Raw genomic sequence first — 20,726 nt, 5'->3', positions numbered from 1 at the left:
TAGCCGCCTGAATTGATAACAAGCCTATGAAACTCACGCATTCCAAAGCTGTTTTTTTGATGATCTTCGTGACCATGATGTGGTCGATTGCGGGTGTGGTCACGCGTCACCTCGAATCGGCCCGCAGTTTTGAAGTCACGTTCTGGCGCAGCTTTTTCACCGTGGTCTCTTTGCTGGTGATCTTGCCGCTGTGGCAGGGCGGGGCGGTGTTCACCAAAATCCGCAACGGCGGCTCGGCACTCTGGATTTCCGGCTTTTGCTGGAGCGTGATGTTCACGGCTTTCATGGTGGCGCTGACGCTCACCACGGTGGCCAATGTGCTGGTGACGATGGCGGTCAGCCCCTTCATCACGGCTTTGCTGGCGCGCGCGTTTATCGGTCACCGCATTCCCGGCCGCACCTGGCTGGCCATTGCCATGGCGGGCGCCGGTATTGCGTGGATGTACGGCGGGCAGATGGACCTTTCCAGTCACCTGGGCGGCACGCTGGTAGCCCTGATGGTGCCGCTGGCGAGCGCCAGCAACTGGACGGTGGTGCAGCACAGCCGTGCCCACGGCAAGAACATCGACCTGGTGCCTGCCGTGCTGGTGGGGGCGGTGATCTCATCGTTGGCCACCTTGCCCTTGTCGTTCCCGTTTTCCGCCACGCCACATGACGTCGGCCTGCTGGCCTTGCTGGGCCTGGTTCAGTTGGCCATCCCGTGCGTGCTGTCGGTGATGTGCGCCGGCGTTCTCAAGGCGCCGGAAGTCGCCCTGCTGGCGCTGCTGGAAGTGATTTTTGGTATTTTGCTGGCCTGGTTCGGCGCGGGTGAGGTGCCCGGCGCGAGCGTGCTGACAGGCGGCGCGCTGGTTATAGGTGCGCTGGTGGTCAATGAACTGGTCGGATGGAGGCAGCGGGCATGAATACTGTCAGTGGAAACGATGTGCTGGTCGAGCGTCGCGGCAGCGCCGGGCTCATCACCCTGAACCGTCCCAAGGCGCTCAATGCGTTGTCGCTGGCCATGATCCGCGACCTGTCCGCCGCCTTGCTGGACTGGCGCGACGACCCTGAGGTTCATGTGGTGGCGATACGCGGCACCAACAAAAAGGGCCAGCCCGGCACGCCCGAGAGCCTCTTCGGCGGTTTTTGCGCGGGCGGCGACATCCGCTTTTTCCATCAGGCGGTGTTCGCGGGCGATTCCGCGCTGGAGGACTTCTTCACCGAGGAATACGCGCTCAACCACTTGATCCACAACTATCCCAAGCCCTACATCGCCTTTATGGACGGCGTGGTCATGGGCGGCGGTATGGGAATCAGCCAGGGCGCCAAGGTGCGCGTCGTCACCGAGCACACCAAAATGGCCATGCCGGAAACAAACATCGGCCTGTTTCCGGACGTCGGCGGTGGCTACTTCCTGAGCCGCTGCCCGGGCCACGCCGGCGAGTACCTGGCACTCACGGGTGACGTGATCGGTGCAGATGAAGCCATCGGCTACGGTCTGGCGGACGTCAAGCTGGAAGCCGCCCGCCTGCCGGCACTTTGGGAAGCCCTGGGCGGCCGGGCTTTCGCATCAGCCGCTGGGGCTAAGCAGTGGATTGCTACTGAATTGATAGCTGGTAGCGCCCGTCCTGTTTCGGTTAGCGGCCATCTTGATGCCTATTTTTCACTGGCACGGGTCAAACACATCGTGGATGCGCTGGAAGCTTCAACCGACCCTTGGGCGCTGAAGACCGCCGCCACGCTGCGCAAACGTTCACCGCTGATGCTGCATGTGACACTGGAGCAAATCCGCCGCGCCCGCACCATGACATTGGCCGACGACCTGCGCATGGAGCGCGACATGGTGTACCAATGCTTTCACCTGCGTCCCGGCGCAGCCAGCGAAACGGTAGAAGGCATACGCGCGCTGGCCGTTGACAAGGACTACAAGCCGCAGTGGATGCCCGCGCGCATCGAAGACGTGAAGCCGGAAATGACCCAGGCTTTTTTCGCCAGCCCCTGGACGGCGGACGAACACCCGCTGCGCGGGCTCTGAGTCGTTTGCTCAGGGACGGGCGACGCGCCAGGCATTCATGACGTTGTCGCCGGTCTTGTCCCCGGGCTTGGCGTCCTTGACCCAGTAGTACAGCGGCTTGCCCTTTATCGCCCACTGCCGGCTGCCATCATCACGGGTGATGATGGTGTAGTCGCCCAGCGGCTGGGCTGTCGCAGTGGGCACCAGGGGCGGCCAGTTGGCCGCGCATTGGCTATTACAGACCGACTTGCCGCTACCGGCGGTGTCGCGGTCGAAGGTGTAAAGCGTCATGCCGTTGGGCCCGACCAGCACGCCATCGGCGACGGTGGCGGGATGTTTTGATGTCGTGGAGGCGCAGCCGCCCAGCAGGGCGGCGGTCAACAAGGCGGTCGTCAGGAATTTCATGGAAAAGCTCCGGTGAATAACAGCGGATGGCTGCACAAGCATAAACACCGGCAGACCCGGGCTTACTCGAAACATACTTCCACGATTCCCGGAGAAGGGCAAGCGGCGGACGCCGCGTTTTGGAGCAAGCCCTAGCGGTTGCGGGACTTCATCGCGCGCTCGACCTCGCGCTTGCCTTCACGGTCCTTGATGGTGTCGCGCTTGTCGTGCTCACCCTTGCCCTTGGCCAGGCCGATCTCGCATTTCACCTTGCCGGCTTTCCAGTGCATGTTCAGCGGCACCAGCGTGAAACCTTTTTGCTCGACCTTTCCGATCAGGCGGCGGATCTCTTCCTTGTGCATCAACAGCTTCTTGGTGCGCACCGAGTCGGGACGCACATGAGTGGACGCCGTGCCCAGCGGGTTGATCTGGCAGCCGATGATGAAGAGTTCGCCGTTGCGAATAACGACATAGCCGTCGGTAAGCTGGACCTTGCCTTCGCGCAGGGACTTCACTTCCCAGCCTTCAAGCACCATGCCCGCCTCAAAGCGCTCTTCAATCTGGTAATTGAAAAGCGCCTTTTTATTGTCGGCAATGCGCACGGCGGCCGCCGCTGCCTTGGGTGAGAGATTGGCAGAGGGCGTTGCGGCCGTTTTTTTGGAGGAGGATGCTTCTTTGGTGGCCATGGATAAAAGGTAAGGGCGAAATCTGAAAAGTACAGTGCCCGCGAAGTGGCTAATACAATTGCGCCCAGCCCTCGATTGTATGAAAACCGTTCACAAGTCCGTTTTAATCTGGTACAGCGCCGCCGAAATGTTTGGGCTGGTCACTGATGTCGCCAGGTATCCCGAGTTTCTCCCATGGTGTGACCAGGCCGCTGTGCTGGAGGAAGACGCGCGCGGCATGACAGCGAAGGTCGGCATCTCGCTGGCCGGGCTGACGCAAAGCTTCACCACCCGCAACACACACGAAAAAAACCGGAAGGTCAGCCTGAAACTGGTCGACGGCCCGTTTTCAAAGCTCGACGGCCACTGGGATTTCACGCCTGTCGGCAAGGCCGATGAAAGAGCCTGCAAGGTGGATTTCACGCTGCGTTATGACTTTGACAATGCCGCGCTGGCGGCGCTGGTCGGTCCCGTCTTCGAAAAAATAGCGGGAAGCCTGGTGGATGCCTTTGTCAAAAGGGCTGAAGACGTTTATGGCGAAGCCTGAGGGCGGCGCGCCGCTCAAAGTCACCTTGGTCTATTCAGCGGCGCCGCGGCAGGTTCGCGAGTGGGTGCTGGAGCTGGCGGCGGGCACAACGGTGGCGCAGGCGCTTGCTGCGGCCGGGCTTTTTGATGAATTCCCGGAGTTGCGGCAGGGCGGCCACCCGGTCGTCGGTATCTGGGGCCGTAAAACCACCCTGGGGCATGCGCTGCATGACCATGACAGGGTTGAGGTCTACCGCGGTCTTCGGGTGGATCCAAAGGTTGCGCGCCGCGAACGTTTCAGCCGGCAGGGCGCCAAAAGCGCCGGGCTGTTCGCTAAAAAAAGAGCGGGGGCGAAAGCCGGATATTAGCCGTGGCCGCCAGCGATGTTTGGCGAACATCGCAGAAGCTGCTTGTTATTTGCAGCTGCTATCAATGGCTTCCTGGACGCGCTTGACTTCGGCTGCGCGCTTCGTATCGTCCATAGCTTCCCGTTCACCTTTGCCATTGACGGCAGTGATGCGTACGCCCGATTGCAATGTCGCCATGTTGCGCTTTGCATTGTCACAATTTTCGGCCTTGGCTTTGGCTATTTTCTCTTCCTCGGCCTTCTTCTTGGCGGCTTCTTCTGTCTCAGCCTGCTTCTTCTTGGCCTCAAGGTCCTTGTCCTTGCCGGACAACAGCTTGGGCGCACTGGCTTTACCGGCGGGCGCAGACGCTGCCGGGGCAGCCGGATCGGCTGCACTTGGGGCGGGATCAGGGGCCGCTGCCGTTCGCGCCATGCCACCCGGTCGCTTCAGGATGTTTTTTTCCAGGATTTCGGCGGGCGGCGAACGGTCGCTGTAGACCTTGCGGCCATCTTTGTCGATCCACTGCCATTGGGCGAACGCTGTCAGCGAAAATGACCCGCAGGCGAGCGCCAGCAGGAGGGGGCGAAAAACGGATTTGAAGTGCATTTCACCAGTGTAGCGCCGTGCCGTCCGGTTTTCTTGCGGCTGAAGGGTAAAGCGGCTTTTTTACAACCACTTGGCACACAGGGGCGAAGGCCGTGAAGGGATGCTAGGGGTAAGTACCGACGGCGTGTGACGACAAGGGTACAATCGTGTTTTTGGAGCCATCCCTATGCGCCTACTCGGCAAAGCGCTCACCTTCGACGACGTATTGTTGGTGCCAGCGTTCTCCCAGGTCCTGCCCAAGGACACTTCACTTTCCACCCAGTTCTCCCGAAATATTCGCCTGAATCTGCCGCTTGTGTCGGCAGCGATGGATACGGTCACCGAAGCCCGGCTTGCTATTGCCATTGCGCAGGAAGGCGGCATAGGCATTGTTCACAAAAACCTGACGCCCCAGCAGCAGGCCGCCGAGGTTGCAAAGGTCAAGCGCTACGAGAGCGGTGTGCTGCGCGATCCGGTGGTCATCACCCCCACGCATACTGTGCGCCAGGTCATGGCACTCAGCGAGCAACTCGGCATTTCCGGCTTTCCCGTGATTGATGGGGGCAAGGTCGTCGGCATCGTCACGGGGCGCGACATGCGCTTCGAATCCCGCATGGATGTGCCGGTCAGCACCATCATGACACCGCGCGAGCGCCTGATCACCATTTCTGAAACCGCTTCATTGGCCGACGCCAAGGCCTTGTTGAACAAACACCGCCTCGAGCGTGTGCTGCTGATCAACGACGATTTCGAGCTCAAGGGCCTGATCACCGTCAAGGACATCACCAAACAGACCACCTTTCCGAATGCCGCGCGTGACTTGCACGGCAAGCTGCGCGTGGGTGCCGCTGTCGGGGTGGGTGAGGGTACCGAAGAACGCGTCGAGGCGCTGGTCAAAGCCGGCGTCGACGCCATTGTGGTGGACACCGCCCACGGCCACAGCAAAGGCGTGCTCGACCGGGTCCGCTGGGTCAAGCAGAACTACCCCAAAGTTGATGTAATTGGCGGCAACATCGCCACCGGCGCTGCGGCGCTGGCACTGGTGGAAGCCGGCGCCGACGGCGTCAAGGTCGGCATCGGCCCCGGCAGCATCTGCACCACCCGCATCGTTGCGGGTGTGGGCGTGCCGCAGATCATGGCCATCGACAACGTCGCCACGGCTTTGCGCGGCACCGGCGTTCCGTTGATCGGAGACGGCGGCATCCGCTACAGCGGCGATATCGCCAAGGCCATCGCGGCGGGCGCCAACACGGTGATGATGGGTGGCATGTTCGCCGGCACCGAAGAAGCGCCGGGTGAAGTGATCCTGTTCCAGGGCCGCAGCTACAAGAGCTACCGCGGCATGGGCAGCATTGGCGCCATGCAGCAAGGCAGCGCAGACCGTTATTTCCAGGAGTCCAGCACCGGCAACCCGAACGCCGACAAGCTGGTCCCCGAAGGCATTGAAGGCCGCGTGCCCTACAAGGGCTCCATGGTCGCCATCGTGTTCCAGATGGCCGGCGGTCTGCGGGCCAGCATGGGCTACTGCGGTTGCCCCACCATCGAGGACATGCGAGACAAGGCCGAGTTCGTGGAGATCACCTCCGCCGGCATCCGCGAAAGCCATGTCCACGACGTGCAGATTACCAAGGAAGCGCCGAACTACCGGGCTGATTAGGGCCCCCACGCTTGTCACTTCGTGTACTGCGCTGCCCCCCAAGGGGGCTAATTTTCCTAGGGGCGGCCCGTCGGAAAATTGATTCTTCTTTTAAGGCCGTTGGCAGCGACTGATTAATTCAATGCAGCACCAGAAAATACTCATTCTTGATTTCGGCTCCCAGGTCACCCAGCTGATCGCCCGCCGCGTGCGCGACGCCCATGTATTTTGCGAAGTTCATCCCTGTGACGTCAGCGACGACTGGGTCCGCGAATACGCCAAAGACGGCACGCTCAAGGGCATCATCCTGTCCGGCAGCCACGCCAGCATCTACGAAGAAACCACCGACAAGGCGCCGCAAGCGGTGTTTGAATTGGGCTTGCCGGTGCTGGGCATCTGCTACGGCATGCAGGCCATGGCGCACCAGCTGGGCGGCAAGGTCGAAGGCGGCCACAAACGCGAGTTTGGCTCCGCCGACGTGCGGGCCCGCGGCCACACCGCCCTGCTCAAGGATATCGCCGACTACACCACGCCCGAAGGCCAGGGCATGCTCGACGTCTGGATGAGCCACGGCGACAAGGTCACCGAAATGCCGCCGGGCTTCAAGCTCATGGCCTCGACCGATTCCTGCCCCATCGCCGGCATGGCCGATGAAGACCGCCGTTTTTACGCGGTGCAATTTCACCCCGAAGTCACGCACACCAAGCAGGGCAACGCCATCCTCAAACGCTTCGTGCTGGGCATTTGCGGCACCCGCCAGGACTGGGTCATGGGCGATTACATCAGCGAGGCGGTCGAGAAAATCCGCGCGCAAGTGGGTGACGAGGAAGTCATCCTGGGCCTTTCCGGTGGTGTTGACTCCTCAGTGGCTGCGGCGCTGATCCACCGCGCTATCGGCGACCAACTGACCTGCGTGTTCGTCGATCACGGCCTGCTTCGCCTGAACGAGGGCGACATGGTCATGGAGATGTTTGTCGGCAAGCTGCACGCCAACGTGATCCGTGTCGATGCAAGCGACCAGTTCCTCGGCCACCTGGCAGGCGTCAGCGAACCCGAAGCCAAGCGCAAGATTATCGGCCGCGAGTTCGTTGAGGTGTTCAAGGCCGAAGCGGCCCGGCTCAAGGCCGGCACCGGCGGCCACAAGGGCGCCAAATGGCTGGCCCAGGGCACGATTTACCCCGACGTGATCGAATCCGGCGGCGCCAAAAGCAAAAAAGCCGTCACCATCAAGAGCCATCACAACGTCGGCGGCCTGCCTGAGCAATTGGGTCTCAAGCTGCTCGAGCCTTTGCGCGAGTTGTTCAAGGATGAAGTCCGCGAACTGGGCGTCGCTCTCGGGTTGCCGCACGACATGGTGTACCGCCATCCATTTCCCGGCCCCGGCCTGGGCGTGCGCATCCTGGGCGAAGTCAAGAAGGAGTATGCAGACCTCTTGCGCCGTGCCGATGCGATCTTCATCGAAGAGCTGCGCAACTTCAAGGATGCCGCGACGGGTAAAACCTGGTACGACCTCACCAGCCAGGCTTTCACCGTGTTTTTGCCGGTGAAAAGCGTGGGCGTGATGGGCGACGGCCGGACTTACGACTACGTGGTGGCCCTGCGCGCGGTGCAAACCAGCGACTTCATGACGGCCGACTGGGCCGAGCTGCCTTACGCGCTGCTCAAAAAAGTCTCCGGCCGCATCATTAATGAAGTGCGCGGCATCAACCGCGTGACCTACGACGTGAGCAGCAAGCCGCCGGCTACGATTGAGTGGGAATGAGGAGCTGAGACCCATGTCCGGGCAATCCGCATTACCCGGCTTTGATGACACGCCGGCGCCGACGGACCGGCTGTTTTTCGCGCTCTTTCCTGATGCTGAGACCGCCGAGCGTATTGCGCAGTGTGCCCGGCAATTGCGGACAGAACACGGCCTGCATGGTGCACCGCTGAAAACCGGGCGCTTTCACATCACGCTCCACCATCTGGGCGATTACGCGGGCCTGCCCCAAGGCGTTGTCGATATGGCGGGCCAAGCTGCCGCTGCGGTCAAATCGCAGCCGTTCTCTGTCACCTTTGACCGGGCCGCAAGTTTCTCCAGTTCTCCGCGCAACCGGCCTTTTGTCCTGCGCGGTGACGCTGGCCTTGCCGACCTGATGGCGTTCCAGCGGGCGCTGGGCATTGAGATGACCAAGGCCGGGCTGGGGCGCTGGGCGAAACCGGCCTACACGCCCCATGTCACTTTGCTCTATGACGACCGCGCGGTGGCCGAACAAGTGGTCGAGCCCATCACCTGGACGGCCGGCGAGTTTATCCTTGTGCGCAGCCTGATCGGCCAGACGCTGCACGTTCCACTGGCCCGCTGGCCATTGCGCCCCTGAGCCCGCGGTAACAGATTCCGGGGAAATTTCCGGCTGATCAAGCCGCCGCCAAATCCGTTTTTTGGCCTATGCTTCAGCCCATGTACATGCCGCCCCAATTCAAAGGCGACCGCGCAAAGGCTGCGGCGCTGATCCAGGAACACCCCTTTGCCAGCTTGATCAGTGTCGATGACGCTGGTCTTCCGTATGTCACGCATTTGCCCTTGCATCTGGAAGATCGCGGCGATCAGCTGGTGCTGCTGGGCCATGTGGCCAAGCCCAATGCGCACTGGCGCTACCTGCAGGCACGACCGCAGGCCGTGGCCACCTTTCTCGGGCCTCATGCCTACCTGTCGCCCAAGGTCTACCCGGATCTGGCGCGGGTGCCGACCTGGAACTACCTGGCCGTGCATTGCACCGTGCAGGCCACGCTGATCGAAGATCCCCTGGCAAAAGACCGCCTGCTTAAAAAGCTGATTGGCGACCACGAACCACCCTACGCCGAGCAGTGGCGCGGCCTGGGCGAAGAGTTTGCCCACAAAATGCTGGCCGGCATTGTGGCCTTTGAATTGCAGGTGACCGATCTGCAATGCAAGGTCAAGATCAACCAGCACAGGCCCGAGTCCCACGCAGCGATGAAGGCCATTTACGCGGCCGGCAATGAAAACGAGCGCGGCCTGGCCAACTGGATGGCCCGCCTGGGCATGGCCGGCACAAGCAACACGCCAACGGAGGCCTGAAATGCGCGCCATGTTCAGCATCGTGAGCTTGTTGGTCGTGTTGGCCATCGTGGGGTTCCTGGTCAAGAAGCAGCTGGGCAGCCAACTGGCCGGCCCACCGGCGGCCGGCGTGCCTGCAGTCTCTGGCGGCGCCACGCCGCAAGAACAAAGCCGGCAAGTGCAGCAGCAGGTCAAACAGTCCGTGGAAAGCCTGATGCAGCAGCCCCGGCCGTCGCAGGACGACAAGTAATTCAATAAGAAACAGGCCATGGCCCTTGCAGGACGAGCGCAAGCAGCTATGAAAATAATAGCAAATGAATGACATCATCTTCATGCAGCAGGCGCTTGCGCAGGCCCGTCAGGCAGCCGGGTCGGGTGAAGTGCCTGTGGGCGCAGTGGTGGTGCGGCGTGGCGAGATCATTGCCACGGGCCGTAACGCCCCGGTGGACGGGCACGACCCGACAGCACATGCCGAGATCGTGGCGTTGCGTGCGGCGGCCCAGGCGCTGGGTAACTATCGGCTGGACGATTGCGAACTGTTTGTGACGCTGGAACCTTGCGCCATGTGCAGCGGCGCCATGCTGCATGCCCGGCTCAAACGCGTGGTGTTCGGCGCGACCGATCCCAAGACCGGCGCCGCCGGCTCGGTCATCGACCTGTTTTCCGAGTCCCGGCTGAACCACCAGACCCACCTGCAGGGCGGGGTGCTGGCTGCGGAATGCAGCGCACTGCTGCAGGAGTTTTTTCGCCGGCGCAGGGATGAGCAGCGCGAGGCATCACGGCTGGCCCATCCGCTGCGTGACGATGCATTGCGCACGCCCGACGTCGCGTTTGAGGCCCTGCCGGGCTACCCCTGGCAGCCCCGTTATGTGAGCGACCTGCCGGCGCTGCAGGGGCTGCGCATGCATTACCTCGACGAAGGCGGCAGTGGGAACAAGGGCGAAGGAGGCGGCCTGACCTTTCTGTGCCTGCACGGCAACCCGGCCTGGAGCTATCTTTATCGCAAGATGATCCCGCCGCTGCTGCAAGCCGGGCACCGCGTTGTTGCCCCGGACATGGTCGGGTTTGGCAAAAGTGACAAGCCCAAGAAGGACAGCTTTCATAGCTTCAGCGCCCACCGGCAAATATTGCTCGAGCTGGTGGAAAAGCTGGACCTGCAAAACGTCGTGCTGGTGGTGCAGGACTGGGGTGGCCTGCTGGGCCTGACACTGCCGATGGCCGCGCGGCATCGCTACAAGGGCCTGCTGGTCATGAACACTCTGCTGGGCACTGGGGATGCCCCCTTGCCTGCAGGCTTTGTGGCCTGGCGCGAGATGTGCGCCAAAAATCCCGAGTTTGATGTGGCGCGCCTTTTTGCGCGCGGCAACCTGCAGATGAGCCCCGCAGAGTGCGCCGCCTACAACGCGCCGTTCCCGGACAAAGGGCATCGCGCCGCGCTGCGCGCGTTCCCGCCCATGGTGCCGGATGCTCCTGATGCTGACGGCGCGGCCATTTCACGCCAGGCGCGCGCCTTCTGGCACAACGACTGGACCGGCCGGACATGGATGGTGGTGGGTGCGCAAGACCCGGTGCTGGGCCCGCCCGTTATGAAAGAACTGCAAGCCCTGATCCGCGGTTGCGGCGAGCCCGTGATGCTGCCGCGGGCCGGCCACTTTGTGCAAGAGCACGGTGAGCCGATTGCGCAGCAAGCCGCGCGTTTTTTCAGCCCGCCAGCTTGAAGACCGGCAAGTGCCAGCCCAGGAAGATAGCGCTCAGCCGCAGCGCTGCCACGGCCACCAGCCCGATACTGAACGCCCAGGAGGGTTTCAGGCCCAGCGTCTTCAGAGCCAGGTACAGCACAATTCCGGCAATCGCCGCGCTGGCATAAATGTCCTGGCGCAGCAGCAGGGGGATCTGGTTGCTGCAGATGTCGCGCATCACGCCGCCGGCCACACCGGTCATGGTGCCCATCAACACCACGATGATGGGCGACAGCCGCGCTGCCTCGGCCAGCTGCGCACCTGAAAGGGCAAACAGGGCCAGGCCGAAGGCATCGGCCACCAGCAGGGCCTGCGCAGGAATCGGCAGGAGCTGCACATAAAGCACTGTGCCCAGTGCCGCCGCGCAGATCACCAGCAGGTAGGTGGGGTCGGCCATCCAGAACACCGGGTGCCGGTTCATCAGCAAGTCCCGCAGGGTGCCTCCGCCGATGGCCGTCAGCGAGGCCAGGACCAGCACGCCCAGCAAATCAAGCTGCAGGCGTCCTGCCGCCAGTGCGCCACTCACTGAAAACACGGCAACGCCGAAGAGGTCAAGCAGGTAAAGGAACATGGTTGACCCGTTTATACCTGCTGCTATCCGCGGCAGGGAAGGGGCGAAGGTCTTCGCGGGATGGGATACTTGCATCCGTGAAAAAACATATCTACATCTATTCCCCTTCCAGCGCGGTGCGCGACAAAGCAGCTTTCAAGCGTGGCGTGAAGCGCCTCGAGTCCCAGGGGCATGAAGTTGAAATCGATACCGATGCACTGGCGCAGCATCAGCGTTTTGCCGGCGACGACGAAACCCGGCTTGCCTCTATTCACCGTGCGGCAGCCAGTGGGGCCGACATCGCCCTGATCTCCCGCGGCGGCTACGGCCTCACCCGCATCCTGCCGAAGATCAACTACAAGGCGGTCGCCAAAGCTGCTGCCGGAGGCACGCGTTTTGTGGGCCTGAGCGACTTCACAGCCTTTCAGATGGCCTTGCTGGCCAAAACCGGCGCGATGACCTGGGCAGGTCCTTCGTTAGATGATTTTGGCGCGGAAGCACCTGACGACATCATGGAAGCCTGCTTTGACGACCTGATCACGGGGCAGGGCGAAGGCACCGGCTGGCAGTTGCCCAAGTCTGCTATGAATTTAATAGCTTCTTCCGCTCGTGGTGCAAAGGCTGGAGCCGGATTCACCATTAAAGACGCGGTATTCTGGGGTGGTAACCTCGCCATCCTGTCTGCGCTGGTGGGAACGCCTTATCTGCCGGCCGTCAAAGGCGGCATCCTGTTTGTTGAGGATGTCGGCGAACACCCTTATCGGGTGGAGCGCATGCTCACGCAGCTGTTGCAAGCCGGCATTCTGGCGCAGCAGAAGGCGATTGTTTTTGGCCAGTTCACCAACTACAAGCTGGCGCCGAATGACAAGGGCTTCAAGCTGGATACCGCCATCGCCTGGCTTCAAGGGCAGGTGAAGGCACACGTGTTGACCGGCCTGCCGTTCGGCCACGTGCCGACCAAGGTGCTGCTGCCGGTGGGCTGCAAAACCACCTTGGTGGTAGAAGACCGGGATGCCTTCCTGCTCTGGGGCCACCAGCACTAACCGGCGTTAAAACGCTGGCCCTGGCTGAGCTTGACTGCCGGCGGCGATGTTCAGGGCAAAAAAAAACCAGCACGAAGCTGGTTTAAAAATAGCCTTGGAGGCCAGGAAGAAAACGGAAAAAACAGGCGGAAAAAGCGAAAAAACTGAAAGCTGGAAGGTCAGGTTGTCAGGGGGCTGGACCGGGAACTGAGGCCGCGCGGCAGCATGCCCTTGAATTTGTCGCTGATACGGCTGACTTTTTCGCGGGCAACTGTTTCGCCATGCATGGCAGCAAGCACCGCCATGATGTCGCCGCGTGTGTACCACAGGCCTTGAACGTCTTGGGCGTAGCGCACGCGGCGCGTGATCTTGGGGTAGTGCTTTTCACCAAACTCGCCAAGCTCATCCAGGATGAATTGGCGGATTTCTTCGGTGCGGTCTTCCAGAACGGAAGCAGTGACTTCACCAGTGCCCAGCAAAGCCATGAAACTGCTTTTCAGATTCGGTTTTAACCAGCGCATGTGTCTCACAACTTTCTACCGGGCATCCGTAGGGTATTTGTTCACGTTCCCGAGGAACGGTTTGTTCTGTTAGATTAAGACTGCGGCGGTTCATTTGCAAGACGTTTTGTGTGAAATGGTTAACGCAAAACAACAAATGAATCAAGGAGTTAGTAACTAGATGTCAAGTCGATTCTGGCATTGAACAGCGTTTAAATCTTTAGACTTACATTAAGTTTCAGCTGTAGACAAAAGTCACCCTTCCACCATTCGCTCAACTTTTCAGCCCCAGCCAGACCCAACATGAACACCACAATGACCGCCTATCCCGCGCATTACATCAACGGACAATGGGTCAAAGCCCAGTCTTCGGAGACCCTTCCTGTCCATGATTCCAGTACCGAAGAGGTGATGGCAACCGTGCCGTCCGGTACGGTCGGGGAAGCAGAAGCTGCGGTATTGGCGGCCCGGGCTGCGTTTGACGGATGGTCTACGTTGCCCATCGAGACGCGCGCTGCTTACCTGGATAAGGTGGCCGCCGGCATCAAGGCCCGCATCGAAGACCTGGCCGTGGCCATTGCGCGCGAGGTGGGCATGCCCCTGAAGATGGCCCGGGCCGTCCAGGTAGGAGGGCCCGCATGGCACTGGGGAAACTTTGCCAAGGTGGCCCGCCAGTTCGAATGGGAAAAGCAGGTCGGCAACTCGCTCGTGGTACGCGAGCCGATCGGTGTCGTGGGGTGCATCACGCCCTGGAATTTCCCGCTCAGCCAGATCACACTCAAGATCGCCCCCGCCATGGCGGCAGGTTGCACCGTGGTGCTCAAGCCCAGCGAAATCGCCCCGGTCAACGCCATGATCCTGGCTGAAATCATTCATGAGGCCGGCCTGCCGCCCGGTGTATTCAACCTGGTCAACGGTGTAGGCCCCGTGGTGGGCGAGGTGCTGGCAACGCATCCCGAAGTCGACATGCTGAGCTTTACCGGCTCTACCCGGGCAGGCAAACGTGTGAGCGAACTGGCCAGCCAGTCGGTCAAGCGGGTAGCGCTCGAGCTCGGCGGGAAGTCGGCCAGTGTCATCCTGGAAGATGCAAATTTCGAAGCTGCGGTCAAAGGCACTGTATCGGCCTGCATGCTCAACAGCGGCCAGACCTGTTCGGCCCACACCCGCATGCTGGTGCCGGCCGGGCGCTACGAGGAAGCCAAGGCGCTCGCACAGGCAGCTGTCGCGAAATTCAGTATCGGCCCCAGCCTGGTGGAAACCAGCAAACTCGGACCGCTGGTCAGTGCAGCCCAGCGTGACCGCGTCCTCGGTTTTATCCGAACCGGCATTGAAGAAGGTGCGGATGTGATTGCCGGCGGTGCTGAGGCGCCTGATTTTGCGCAGGGCTATTTTGTCCAACCCACCATCCTGGGGATCAAGGCAACTGACACGCTGGCACAGGAAGAAATTTTCGGCCCGGTCCTGGTCGTTATTTCCTACAACGATGAGGACGAGGCGGTGTCGATTGCCAATAGCACCATTTACGGTCTTGGCGGTGCGGTGTGGGGCGGCACCGACGAACGGGCCATGAAAGTGGCGCGCCGCTTGCGCACGGGACAGGTGGATATCAATGGCGGACCTTTCAACGGTCAGGCGCCGTTTGGTGGCTACAAACAATCGGGTAATGGCCGCGAAAACGGCGTTTATGGTTTTGAAGAATTTCTGGAATTCAAGGCCATTCAGCTAAAAGCCGCCGTGGCTTGAGCCGCCTGGTTCAACGCTGCCGATGGATGGAAGATTAAAACATTTAGTTACAGTTGCGGGTCTTGGCACGCAATTTCTTCTTGTCGTAATCATGCTTATGTTTTAATTGCGCAAGATAGCTACAAGCAGTTACATAGACCCTATGGCAGAAGTCACCGTCGTTTTTGCCGATCTCACCGGAAGCACCGGGGTTTTTGAATCGCTGGGCAATGCCAAGGCAACTCAGGCCATCACACGTTTGACGCAGTGGATAGGCAAGGTCAGCGTGGCCTATCGCGGCCACGTTGTGAAATACCTGGGCGACGGTGTGCTGGTGGTGTTTCCAGACAACGCAGACGCCGTTGACGCCGTAACCGAGCTGCAGCGGGTTCACCGCGACCGTATCCGGAACTGGCCCGAGCACCTCAAGATGCGGCTGCAGCTGGGTGTGGCACGGGGTGAAATTGTCGAGCAGGACGGCGATTGCTTCGGCGACGCCGTCAATGTGGCCTCCCGGTTGAGCGATCTGTCCGGCCCGGACCAGATACTCGCGACCGAAGCCGTCATCGAAAAGCTGCCAGCCGACACACTCGTACGCTCCCGAAATCTTGGCGCCATGGACATTCGTGGCCGCACCGAAGCCTGCCTGGTCCACCGCATCGAATGGCAGGCAGAAGTCATGACCGAATCATTTACCGTACCTTCCAGCCTGACGGCGCACTCGGCCCCGCAGCCCCTGGCTCTGGCGTCGATCGAGTTGTGCTGGCTGGACATCAATACCGAGTTCGCCTCGGGTGAGCTGCCGATTTTCCTGGGGCGAGACCACGACGCGCAATTTGTGGTTCAAGATCCGCGCGTTTCCCGCAGGCACGCCAGAATTGAATGGCGTGCCGGCAAGTTTTACCTTGAAGATGTCAGCAGTTACGGCACCTGGGTGCGATTTTCCGACAGCGCAGCTGTCGTGGCATTGCGCCGACAGGAATGTGTGTTGCTGCAAGAGGGTGAGATTGCTCTGGGCGCTCCCTTTGAAGACTTCACGGTGCCTACCGTCAGTTTCAAGTTTGCTGACGGCAAAGTCCATCTTCAAACAAAATAGCGTCTTTCCGGCAGGGCCGACCAGGTTCTGCCTGGCATGCCAACTGCTCATCGCCATGGGCACCTGGCTGCGCTATCCGTATCACCCGATGGAACATGATGGTCTGGTTCAAACGCATTTCTGCTGCGCTGCTGGTGTTGCTGCTGATCGCAACCACCGTGGCGGGTTTCTATATTTACCGGACCTTCCCGACACTCGACGGTGAACTCCAGGCAGCGGGCTTGCGTGGCCCCGTATCGGTTGCCCGTGACACCGCGGATGTCACCCACATCAAGGCCCAGTCGCCCCACGACGCCTGGTTTGCCCTTGGTTATGTCCATGCACAGGAGCGTGGCTGGCAGCTGGAGTTCAACCGGCGGGTTATGCACGGTGAGCTGTCCGAGGTGTTTGGCCCGGCCACACTTGACACCGACAAGTTGCTGCGCACCCTGGGTGTTGTGCAGGCCGCCGAGCGCCAATGGCAGAACCTTCCGGCCGAGGGGCGCGATGCGATGCAGGCCTACAGCGACGGCATCAATGCTTTTTATCAAGGCTCTTCGCAGGCGCTGTCTCCCGAGTTCCATATCGTGGGCGTCAAACCTGGAGGCCTTTCCGGCAAAGCCTGGTCTCCCACTGACAGCGTCGCATGGTCGCTGATGATGGCGCTGGACCTCGGCGGCAACTGGGGCACCGAGTTCGCGCGCCTGTCGGCGGCCCGGCTGCTGAAGCCCGCAGAACTCCAGCAGTTGTTTCCGCCTTACCCAGGCGAACAGCCTGCCTCGAAAGTGGACTTTTCCAAGCTGTATGCGGGCTTGGGCGTTTACCGGTCCGACCTCCCGGATGCTACTAAAAAGATAGCTTCCAGCGCCCGTCAGTCAAGGTCTAGGAGGCTATTTGAGGCTGAAAATCGACCACTGGACGTCGCAGCCCTGGCTTCGAACATCAACGATTGGGCCTTGGCACTCGGTAACGTAGGGGGCAAAGGCTCCAATAACTGGGTGGTGGCGGGCTCCCACACCGACAGCGGCAAGCCGCTGCTCGCCAACGACCCGCATCTGGGGCTGTCTGCGCCGGCTGTCTGGTATTTCGCGCGGCTGCAGGCATCCGAAGGCAAGACAGCGAACGGCGGTAGCGCGCCGGCGCTGGACGTGATCGGCGCGACATTGCCCGGCTTGCCCTTTGTGGTGATGGGGCATACCGGGAAGGTGGCCTGGGGCTTCACCAACACCGCCCCGGATGTGCAGGATTTGTACCTGGAGCAGATTAATCCTGCCAATGCGCAGCAGTACCGCGTACCCCATGCTGGCGGCGCAAACGCCGACACGGCCTGGGAGGACTTCAAGGTTCGTAGCGAGACGATCAAGGTGAAGGGTCAACCCGATGTGGTGCTCAATGTGCGAGAAAGCCGCCACGGCCCCGTTCTCAGCGATGTCCAGAAGTCGCACGCCGACCTGCTTGATATCCGCAAATATGTGATCGCGTTGCGCTGGAGTGCCCTGGATGCCGACAACCAGACCGTGCTGGCAGGCCTGCGCGCTAACCGGGCACAGTCTGCCCAGGAGTTGCTTGCGGCATTTTCGGCCTATCACTCGCCCATGCAAAACGTCGTGACCGCGGATGTCTTCGGCCAAACCGGTTTCAAGGCGGTCGGCAAGGTACCGCTGCGAAAACCCGATAACGACATCCTCGGGACCGCGCCGTCCCCCGGGTGGGAGGCGCGCTACGACTGGGCAGGCTGGGTGCCTTATGCGCAGACGCCCGAGGCCGCCAATCCGGCGATTGAGGCCAAGGGCTGGTGGTCTACGGCGAACCAGCGCATTACGCCACCTGCTTATCCCTTCTTCATCGGGCAGGACTGGACCGTGCCTTACCGCTACAACCGCATTGAACAGTTGCTGGCTGCCACACCCAGGCACACCATGGAGTCCATGCAAAAAATACAGGGTGACCAGTACTCGGCGGCCACGGTGCGGCTCTTGCCTTTCCTGCAGGAAACGCTGTCGCAGTCTTCCGCCCATCCGTTGGCAGAAGCAGTACGCCGCAAGATGGCGGGATTTGACGGGACCATGCGCGCCGACCAGGCGGAACCTCTGGTGTTTGCCGCCTGGGTAGACGAGCTGACACGGGGCACCATCGGTGCAAAACTGGGTGAGCCCACGTTCAAGGCCCTTTACGGCAAGCGCCATTTCAGGAGCACGCTGGAAGACATTCTCGAGAGTAACGACACCGGATGGTGCGGCACCGCTGGTTGTGCGGCGCAGTCTGCTGCTGCGCTGAACCGGGCGCTGGATCGCCTCCAGGCAGCCTATGGGAACGACGTAGAGGCCTGGAGCTGGGGCAGGGCGCACTTCGCGCTGTCTGCCCACAAGCCATTTGGCAACGTGCCCTGGCTCGCTAAGTTCTTTGATGTCCGCGTTCCCACCGGTGGCGATACCTTTACCGTCAACGTGGGGCAGTACTGGGCGACCGGGGACGCGACGCCTTTCGCCAACAGGCAGGCCGCTTCTTTGCGGGCCGTGTATGACCTCGCAGACCTGGAGAACTCACGCTTCATTTACCAGACGGGGCAAAGCGGCCTGGTGTTTTCCGGGCGCTATCGCGACATGAAGGACCGCTGGGCCGCAGTGCAATACCGGCCGTTGCAGATGAACCCGTCAACCTACGTGCACCGGCTCACGCTGAGTCCCTGAACGGGCTTCGAAGTCTCACGCCGGGATGGCGTCGACATTCAGCCGGTCCCAGTGGCGATGCTGGGCGATGGCTGTCATGAAGTCTTGGGAAACCTGCCCCTCAGTCACTTTGCGTGCATCGGCTATCAGGACTCCCGGCGTCGGCACGTGAATCAGCTCCGGGTCTTTGCCCAGACTGAAACCCAGGGTGCTTAACAGCTGGGCGCCGTCGTTGATGGCGCAAATCGTTTTGCAATGCTTGTAGGCCTCCAGCACGAAATGCACAGCTTCGCCCATGGCGGCCAGGGTGCCTATGCTGTCGCCTCCCCCGGGGATTAGCACCGCGTCGAACATCACGGAGGGCATATTCGTGAAAGTATGGTCCACCGCAAGCTGCCGGCCGGACGAGGTGCTGACCGTGCCCAGGTGCGGCGCGACGAGTTTGCACAGCGCACCGGCGTCCAGGAGGTCTTGCTGGATGCGCTTGAGGGCTGCGGCTTCGACGCCGTCCGCTACCAGGATGGCCACTTTGCGTGTCTTGACGCTGCCGCCGGTGCGGCCCACCATGCGCAATGCCGGGTCTTCCTCGATCTTGCTGGTGATGCGGTAGTCCCGGAAACCCAGCCGGCCGGATGCAGCCTTGGGATCCGGCGGATTGATGCCCAGCGGGGTTGCCACACGGGTTGCCAGTTTCAGGTCCACATGGGCCAGGTTGTCCACCATGCGCTGGCGTATTTCAGGGACCTCCACCTTGGAGAGCTCAAACCGGAATGCCGCAACGATATGGTCTTTTTCCACCGCGCTCTGGCTGTTCCAGAACAGTGCCGCCTGGGAGAAATGGTCGTCGAATGAAGGGCTGCGGCGCCTTATTTTGGGTGGCTCTACCTGTTCTGGGTATGACTGGAAGCCATGCGCTCCGCCATCGATCCTGAACTCTGTCCCATTGCCCAGCGTATTGGGCTCATACGCTACCCGTCCTTTGCTGATCGCCTGGCGGTGCATGCCGTCCCGCTGGAAGTTGTGCATCGGGCAGACGGCGCGGTTGATCGGAATCTCGTGGAAATTGGCGCCGCCCAGGCGTGACAGCTGCGTGTCCGTATAGGAAAAAAGGCGGCCCTGCAGCAGAGGGTCATTGGAAAAATCGATGCCCGGCACCAGGTGGCCGGGGTGGAATGCCACCTGCTCGGTTTCAGCAAAGAAATTGTCGGGATTACGGTTCAACACCATCTTCCCGATGATCTGCACGGGCACCTGTTCTTCCGGAATCAGTTTGGTCGGGTCCAGGATGTCGAACCCCAGCTCGTCCTCCTTGCCTTCGTCCACGATTTGAACGCCCAGTTCCCATTCGGGAAAATTGCCGCTTTCGATAGCCTCCCACAGGTCGCGCCGGTGAAAGTCAGCGTCTTTGCCGGCAATCTTCTGGGCTTCATCCCATGCCAGTCCGTGAATGCCGAGCTTGGGTTTCCAGTGAAACTTCACAAAGTGCGAATCGCCGCGGGCATTGATAAAACGGAATGCATGGACACCGAAGCCCTCCATCATGCGGAGGCTGCGCGGTATGGCGCGGTCTGACATGGCCCACATCAGCGTGTGTGTAGTTTCAGGCATCAGCGAAGCAAAATCCCAGAACGTGTCGTGGGCACTGGCCGCCTGGGGCATTTCATGGTGCGGCTCCGGCTTGACCGCATGGATCAGGTCCGGAAACTTGATGGCATCCTGGATAAAGAAAACGGGAATGTTGTTGCCGACAAGGTCGTAATTTCCCTCGGAGGTGTAAAACTTCACGGCAAACCCGCGCACGTCACGCACAGTATCCGCCGAGCCCCTGGAGCCGGCCACGGTAGAAAACCGCACAAATACCGGCGTTTCCACGTCCGGGTCCTGGAGAAAGGCAGCGCTGGTGTATTGCACCATCGACTTGTAGGGTTTGAAGTACCCATGTGCAGCGGAGCCTCGTGCATGGACGGCGCGTTCCGGAATGCGTTCGTGGTCGAAATGGGTGATTTTTTCGCGAAGGATGAAATCCTCCAGCAGGGTAGGGCCGCGCACGCCCGCCTTCAGCGAGTTATGGTTGTCCGGAATCTGCAGGCCCTGGTTGGTGGTCAGGGCCGCGGCCGGGCCGGTGGAGAACCCCTCAAGCTGCGACTTTTTGTCTTTTGCACCTTCCGCATTTCGGCCAGGGTTGATAGCGTTGCGCTTGGATGGCGGCATGAAAAATCTTTCTTCTTAAAAGAGGGCGTCGGGGGCGGTGAAATG

General features: G+C 61.0%; 20 protein-coding genes. 14 read left to right on the top strand and 6 right to left on the bottom strand.

What is annotated here, in order from left to right:
- The first annotated feature begins 26 nt into the window (after positions 1-26).
- The gene (locus AC1DU8_RS10505) at positions 27-902 is read left to right on the top strand and encodes a DMT family transporter (protein ID WP_477689120.1); all 876 of its coding nucleotides are present in this window, start codon (positions 27-29) and stop codon (positions 900-902) included.
- Complete coding sequence (locus AC1DU8_RS10500; protein ID WP_477689121.1) at positions 899-2,014, top strand: enoyl-CoA hydratase/isomerase family protein; 1,116 nt, start codon at positions 899-901, stop codon at positions 2,012-2,014. The genes AC1DU8_RS10505 and AC1DU8_RS10500 overlap by 4 nt, the downstream gene beginning before the upstream one ends.
- Positions 2,015-2,023: 9 nt before the next feature.
- On the opposite strand, the gene AC1DU8_RS10495 is transcribed toward AC1DU8_RS10500, so the two are convergent.
- Together AC1DU8_RS10495 and smpB are read right to left on the bottom strand one after the other, a co-directional pair.
- Entirely contained in the window at positions 2,024-2,398 is a 375-nt protein-coding gene (locus AC1DU8_RS10495; protein WP_457282771.1) for a COG4315 family predicted lipoprotein, read from the bottom strand.
- Between the two features lie 131 nt (positions 2,399-2,529).
- Positions 2,530-3,063: an SsrA-binding protein SmpB gene (smpB, locus tag AC1DU8_RS10490; RefSeq protein ID WP_457282772.1), complete on the bottom strand. Its 534-nt coding sequence runs from the start codon at positions 3,061-3,063 to the stop codon at positions 2,530-2,532.
- 79 nt (positions 3,064-3,142) lie between these two features.
- On the opposite strand from smpB, the gene AC1DU8_RS10485 reads away from it, so the two are divergent.
- Positions 3,143-3,589 (top strand): type II toxin-antitoxin system RatA family toxin, encoded by a 447-nt coding sequence (locus tag AC1DU8_RS10485; RefSeq protein WP_457282773.1) that lies wholly within the window; start codon positions 3,143-3,145, stop codon positions 3,587-3,589.
- Positions 3,576-3,935, top strand: a complete 360-nt coding sequence (locus AC1DU8_RS10480; RefSeq protein WP_457282774.1) for an RnfH family protein — start codon at positions 3,576-3,578, stop codon at positions 3,933-3,935. The genes AC1DU8_RS10485 and AC1DU8_RS10480 overlap by 14 nt, the downstream gene beginning before the upstream one ends.
- A 45-nt stretch (positions 3,936-3,980) precedes the next feature.
- Here the strand turns inward: AC1DU8_RS10480 and AC1DU8_RS10475 are convergent, their stop codons facing one another.
- Positions 3,981-4,520 (bottom strand): DUF4124 domain-containing protein, encoded by a 540-nt coding sequence (locus AC1DU8_RS10475; RefSeq protein WP_457282775.1) that lies wholly within the window; start codon positions 4,518-4,520, stop codon positions 3,981-3,983.
- A 166-nt stretch (positions 4,521-4,686) separates the two neighbouring features.
- Between AC1DU8_RS10475 and guaB the strand changes: the two genes are divergently transcribed.
- The 6 genes from guaB to tadA all read left to right on the top strand — a co-directional run bounded on the left by guaB (position 4,687) and on the right by tadA (position 10,911).
- A complete protein-coding gene (gene guaB / locus AC1DU8_RS10470; RefSeq protein ID WP_477667345.1) occupies positions 4,687-6,156 on the top strand; it encodes an IMP dehydrogenase in 1,470 nt (489 codons plus the stop codon).
- 121 nt (positions 6,157-6,277) lie between these two features.
- Complete coding sequence (gene guaA, locus AC1DU8_RS10465) at positions 6,278-7,897, top strand: glutamine-hydrolyzing GMP synthase (RefSeq protein WP_457282777.1); 1,620 nt, start codon at positions 6,278-6,280, stop codon at positions 7,895-7,897.
- Positions 7,898-7,910: 13 nt separating this feature from the next.
- A complete protein-coding gene (locus tag AC1DU8_RS10460; RefSeq protein ID WP_457282778.1) occupies positions 7,911-8,495 on the top strand; it encodes a 2'-5' RNA ligase family protein in 585 nt (194 codons plus the stop codon).
- A gap of 80 nt (positions 8,496-8,575) precedes the next feature.
- Positions 8,576-9,214 carry an FMN-binding negative transcriptional regulator gene (locus AC1DU8_RS10455; protein ID WP_457282779.1) on the top strand — a complete coding sequence of 213 codons (639 nt, stop codon included), beginning with the start codon at positions 8,576-8,578 and terminating at the stop codon, positions 9,212-9,214.
- A 1-nt stretch (position 9,215) separates the two neighbouring features.
- The gene (locus AC1DU8_RS10450; RefSeq protein ID WP_457282780.1) at positions 9,216-9,443 is read left to right on the top strand and encodes a hypothetical protein; all 228 of its coding nucleotides are present in this window, start codon (positions 9,216-9,218) and stop codon (positions 9,441-9,443) included.
- 64 nt (positions 9,444-9,507) lie between these two features.
- Positions 9,508-10,911 carry a tRNA adenosine(34) deaminase TadA gene (tadA, locus tag AC1DU8_RS10445; RefSeq protein WP_457282781.1) on the top strand — a complete coding sequence of 468 codons (1,404 nt, stop codon included), beginning with the start codon at positions 9,508-9,510 and terminating at the stop codon, positions 10,909-10,911.
- Here tadA and AC1DU8_RS10440 read toward each other — a convergent pair.
- Entirely contained in the window at positions 10,895-11,503 is a 609-nt protein-coding gene (locus tag AC1DU8_RS10440) for a trimeric intracellular cation channel family protein (RefSeq protein WP_457282782.1), read from the bottom strand. The genes tadA and AC1DU8_RS10440 overlap by 17 nt on opposite strands.
- 77 nt (positions 11,504-11,580) lie before the next feature.
- Here AC1DU8_RS10440 and AC1DU8_RS10435 point away from each other — a divergent pair, with 77 nt between their 5' ends.
- Entirely contained in the window at positions 11,581-12,525 is a 945-nt protein-coding gene (locus tag AC1DU8_RS10435; protein WP_457282783.1) for an LD-carboxypeptidase, read from the top strand.
- A 158-nt stretch (positions 12,526-12,683) separates the two neighbouring features.
- Here the strand turns inward: AC1DU8_RS10435 and AC1DU8_RS10430 are convergent, their stop codons facing one another.
- The gene (locus AC1DU8_RS10430) at positions 12,684-12,989 is read right to left on the bottom strand and encodes a hypothetical protein (RefSeq protein WP_477660535.1); all 306 of its coding nucleotides are present in this window, start codon (positions 12,987-12,989) and stop codon (positions 12,684-12,686) included.
- Positions 12,990-13,307: 318 nt separating this feature from the next.
- Between AC1DU8_RS10430 and AC1DU8_RS10425 the strand changes: the two genes are divergently transcribed.
- The 3 genes from AC1DU8_RS10425 to AC1DU8_RS10415 all read left to right on the top strand — a co-directional run bounded on the left by AC1DU8_RS10425 (position 13,308) and on the right by AC1DU8_RS10415 (position 18,491).
- On the top strand, positions 13,308-14,747 hold the full coding sequence (locus AC1DU8_RS10425; RefSeq protein WP_477726706.1) for an aldehyde dehydrogenase family protein: 1,440 nt from the start codon (positions 13,308-13,310) through the stop codon (positions 14,745-14,747).
- 142 nt (positions 14,748-14,889) lie between these two features.
- Entirely contained in the window at positions 14,890-15,822 is a 933-nt protein-coding gene (locus tag AC1DU8_RS10420) for an FHA domain-containing protein (RefSeq protein ID WP_457282786.1), read from the top strand.
- A gap of 98 nt (positions 15,823-15,920) precedes the next feature.
- Positions 15,921-18,491, top strand: coding sequence for a penicillin acylase family protein (locus AC1DU8_RS10415; RefSeq protein WP_477727045.1), 2,571 nt, complete (start codon positions 15,921-15,923; stop codon positions 18,489-18,491).
- A gap of 15 nt (positions 18,492-18,506) precedes the next feature.
- Here AC1DU8_RS10415 and katE read toward each other — a convergent pair whose 3' ends face one another.
- Positions 18,507-20,681, bottom strand: a complete 2,175-nt coding sequence (katE, locus tag AC1DU8_RS10410) for a catalase HPII (RefSeq protein WP_477726705.1) — start codon at positions 20,679-20,681, stop codon at positions 18,507-18,509.
- Positions 20,682-20,726: the final 45 nt, after the last annotated feature.

The organism is Polaromonas sp. P3_A5, from assembly GCF_056403055.1.
The sequence above is the reverse complement of the archived record's forward strand: the minus strand, read 5'-3'. Positions and strand labels throughout refer to the sequence as shown.